Genomic DNA, 3,679 nt, shown 5'->3' on the forward strand with positions numbered 1-3,679 from the left:
TCCTGCACCGCCGGCGGCGCCTATGTGCCGGCCATGGCCGACGAGGCGATCATGGTGCGCAACCAGGCGACCATCTTCCTCGCCGGCCCGCCGCTAGTGAAGGCCGCCACCGGCGAGGTGGTCAGCGCCGAGGAGCTCGGCGGCGCCGACGTGCACTGCAAGACCTCGGGGGTGGCCGACCACTACGCCGACAACGACGAACACGCCCTGGCCCTGGCCCGGCGCAGCATCAGCAATTTGAACTGGCGCAAACTCGGGGTACTGAACAACCGCGCGCCGATCGCCCCGCTGTACGGCGCCGAAGAACTCTATGGGGTGATCCCGGCCGACGCCAAGCAACCCTTCGATGTGCGCGAGGTGATCGCCCGTATCGTCGACGGCTCGGTCTTTGACGAATTCAAGGCACTGTTCGGCGCCACCCTGGTCTGCGGTTTCGCGCATATCCAGGGTTATCCGGTGGCGATTCTCGCCAATAACGGGATCCTTTTCGCCGAATCGGCGCAAAAAGGCGCGCATTTCATCGAACTGGCCTGCCAACGCGGCATCCCCCTGCTGTTCCTGCAGAACATCACCGGCTTCATGGTCGGGCAGAAGTACGAGGCCGGCGGCATCGCCAAGCACGGCGCCAAGCTGGTCAACGCCGTGGCCTGCGCCAAGGTGCCGAAATTCACCATGATCATCGGCGGCAGCTTCGGCGCCGGCAACTACGGCATGTGCGGCCGCGCCTACGACCCGCGTTTCCTGTGGATGTGGCCCAATGCGCGGATCGGCGTGATGGGCGCCGAACAGGCCGCCGGCGTGCTGGTCCAGGTCAAGCACGAACAGGCCGAACGCGCCGGCCAGCGCTTCTCCGCCGAGGACGAGGGCAAACTCAAACAACCGATCCTCGAACAGTACGAACGCCAGGGCCACCCCTACTACTCCAGCGCACGGCTGTGGGACGACGGCGTCATCGACCCGGCGCAGACCCGCGAGGTGCTCGGCCTGGCGCTGTCCGCCAGCCTCAATGCGCCGATCGAGCCGACCACCTTCGGCGTGTTCCGCATGTAGGGTGCGCCGCGCGCACCATTGTTCAATGTATCGGTGCGCACGGCGCACCCTACGGAATCGATCATGACCGACTTCAGCACCATCCAACTGGAAACAGACCCCCGCGGTTTCGCCACCCTCTGGCTCAACCGCGCCGACAAGCACAACGCCTTCAACGCCGAGATGATCCGCGAGCTGATCCTCGCCCTCGATGAGGTGCAGGCCGACAAGAGCCTGCGCTTTCTCCTGCTGCGCGGCCGTGGCAAGCACTTCTCCGCTGGCGCCGACCTGGCCTGGATGCAGCACGCGGCGACCCTCGACTACAGCGCCAACCTGGCCGATTCACGGGAACTGGCCGAGCTGATGCACAACCTCTACCAGCTGAAGATCCCGACCCTGGCCGTGGTCCAGGGCGCGGCCTTCGGCGGTGCGCTGGGCCTGATCAGTTGCTGCGACATGGCCATCGGTGCCATGGATGCCCAGCTGTGCCTGTCGGAGGTGCGCATCGGCCTGGCCCCGGCGGTGATCAGCCCCTTCGTCGTACAGGCCATCGGCGAACGCGCGGCGCGCCGCTATGCCCTGACCGCCGAGCGTTTCAACGGCGAACGGGCCCATGAGCTGGGGCTGTTTGCCGAGACGTATCCGGCCGAGGCGCTGGACGACGCCGTCAGCGACTGGACTGCCAACCTGCTGCTCAACAGCCCGCAGGCAATGCAGGCGAGCAAGGACCTGCTCAAGGAAGTCGCCAGCGGCGTACTCACCCCGGCCCTGCGCCGTTACACCGAAAACGCCATCGCCCGCATCCGCGTCAGCGCCGAAGGCCAGGAAGGTCTGAATGCCTTCCTCAACAAACGCAAACCCAGCTGGCAGGAGCAACAAGCATGAACCTCACGCACATCGACACCCTGCTGATCGCCAACCGCGGCGAAATCGCCTGCCGGGTCATGCGCACGGCCAAGGCCATGGGCATCAAGAGCGTGGCCGTGCACAGCGCCATCGACACTGGCGCGCGCCATGTGCGCGAAGCCGATCTGGCGGTGAACCTGGGCGGCGCCAAGCCGGCCGACAGCTACCTGCGCATCGATGCATTGATCTCTGCGGCCAAGGCCAGCGGCGCCCAGGCCATCCACCCGGGCTACGGTTTCCTCTCCGAGAACGCCGGTTTCGCCCGTGCCATCGAGGACGCCGGGCTGATCTTTCTCGGCCCGCCCGCCAGCGCCATCGACGCCATGGGCAGCAAGTCGGCGGCCAAGGCGCTGATGGAGGCCGCCGGCGTGCCCCTGGTGCCGGGTTATCACGGCGAGGCCCAGGATATCGAGACCTTCCGCGCCGCCGCCGAAGTCATCGGCTACCCGGTCTTGCTCAAGGCCACCGCCGGTGGTGGCGGCAAGGGCATGAAGGTGGTCGAGCGCGAGAGTGAACTGGGCGAAGCCCTGGCCAGCGCCCAGCGCGAGGCGCAATCCTCGTTCGGCGACTCGCGCATGCTGGTGGAAAAATACGTGCTCAAGCCGCGCCATGTGGAGATTCAGGTATTTGCCGACCAGCACGGCCACTGCCTGTACCTCAACGAGCGCGACTGCTCGATCCAGCGCCGCCACCAGAAGGTGGTCGAGGAAGCGCCGGCACCGGGCCTGACCCCGGAGCTGCGCCGCGCCATGGGCGAGGCCGCGGTAAAGGCCGCCCAGGCCATCGGCTATGTCGGCGCCGGCACCGTGGAGTTCCTGCTGGACGAGCGTGGCGACTTCTTCTTTATGGAGATGAATACAAGACTCCAAGTGGAGCACCCGGTCACCGAGGCGATCACCGGCCTGGACCTGGTCGCCTGGCAGATTCGCGTGGCCCGTGGCGAAGCGCTGCCGATCACGCAGGAACAGGTGCCCTTGCTCGGCCACGCCATCGAAGTGCGCCTGTATGCCGAAGACCCGGATCACGACTTCCTGCCGTCCACCGGCCGCCTGAACCTATACCGCGAAGCCCAGCCCGGAGCGGGTCGGCGGGTCGACAGCGGGGTCAGCCAAGGCGACGAAGTCTCGCCGTTCTACGACCCGATGCTCGGCAAGCTGATCGCCTGGGGCGACAACCGCGAGGAGGCGCGCCTGCGCCTACTGGCCATGCTCGACGAAACCTGCATCGGCGGGGTCAGGACCAACCTGGCGTTCCTGCGTCGCGTGCTGGCCCATCCGGCCTTCGCCGACGCCGAGCTGGATACCGGCTTCATCCCGCGCCACGAAGCGCAACTGCTGCCGCCGCCAGGCGAGTTGCCTTCCGAGTTCTGGCGACTGGCCGGCGAGGCCTTCGCCCAGAGCGAGCCGCTACGCCACAAGCACGAGGACTGTCATTCACCCTGGGCCAGCACCAGCGGCTGGCGCGCCGGGCTGCCGGCCGAAATCGACCTGCACCTGAGCTGCAATGGCGTCACGCACAAGGTGCGCGCCAGCGGCGGCGCCCGATTGCAGGGCGACACGTTGTTCTGCAGCAGCCCGAGAGATGCCGAGGTTCAGCCAGACGCACTGCAACTACACCGGCACGCCATCCGCCAGGGCAATACCCTCTACCTGGAATGGCAGGGCGACCTGCACGCCGTCAGCCAGCTCGACCCGATCGCCGCCGTCGAAGCCAGCCACAGCCATCACGGTGGCCTGACCGCGCC

General features: G+C 67.1%; 3 protein-coding genes. All 3 read left to right on the forward strand.

The window, feature by feature from the left end; translation table 11 throughout:
- Positions 1-1,050, forward strand: a 1,050-nt coding sequence (locus tag BM315_RS23965) for a carboxyl transferase domain-containing protein (RefSeq protein WP_090506187.1), incomplete at its 5' end; no start/stop codon positions are given.
- Between the two features lie 63 nt (positions 1,051-1,113).
- Entirely contained in the window at positions 1,114-1,914 is an 801-nt protein-coding gene (locus BM315_RS23970) for a gamma-carboxygeranoyl-CoA hydratase (protein ID WP_090506189.1), read from the forward strand.
- Positions 1,911-3,679: acetyl-CoA carboxylase biotin carboxylase subunit (locus BM315_RS23975; RefSeq protein ID WP_090506191.1), on the forward strand; the 1,769-nt coding region annotated here is incomplete at its 3' end. The genes BM315_RS23970 and BM315_RS23975, both read left to right, overlap by 4 nt.

This window comes from Pseudomonas borbori (assembly GCF_900115555.1).
Lineage (GTDB): Bacteria > Pseudomonadota > Gammaproteobacteria > Pseudomonadales > Pseudomonadaceae > Aquipseudomonas > Aquipseudomonas borbori.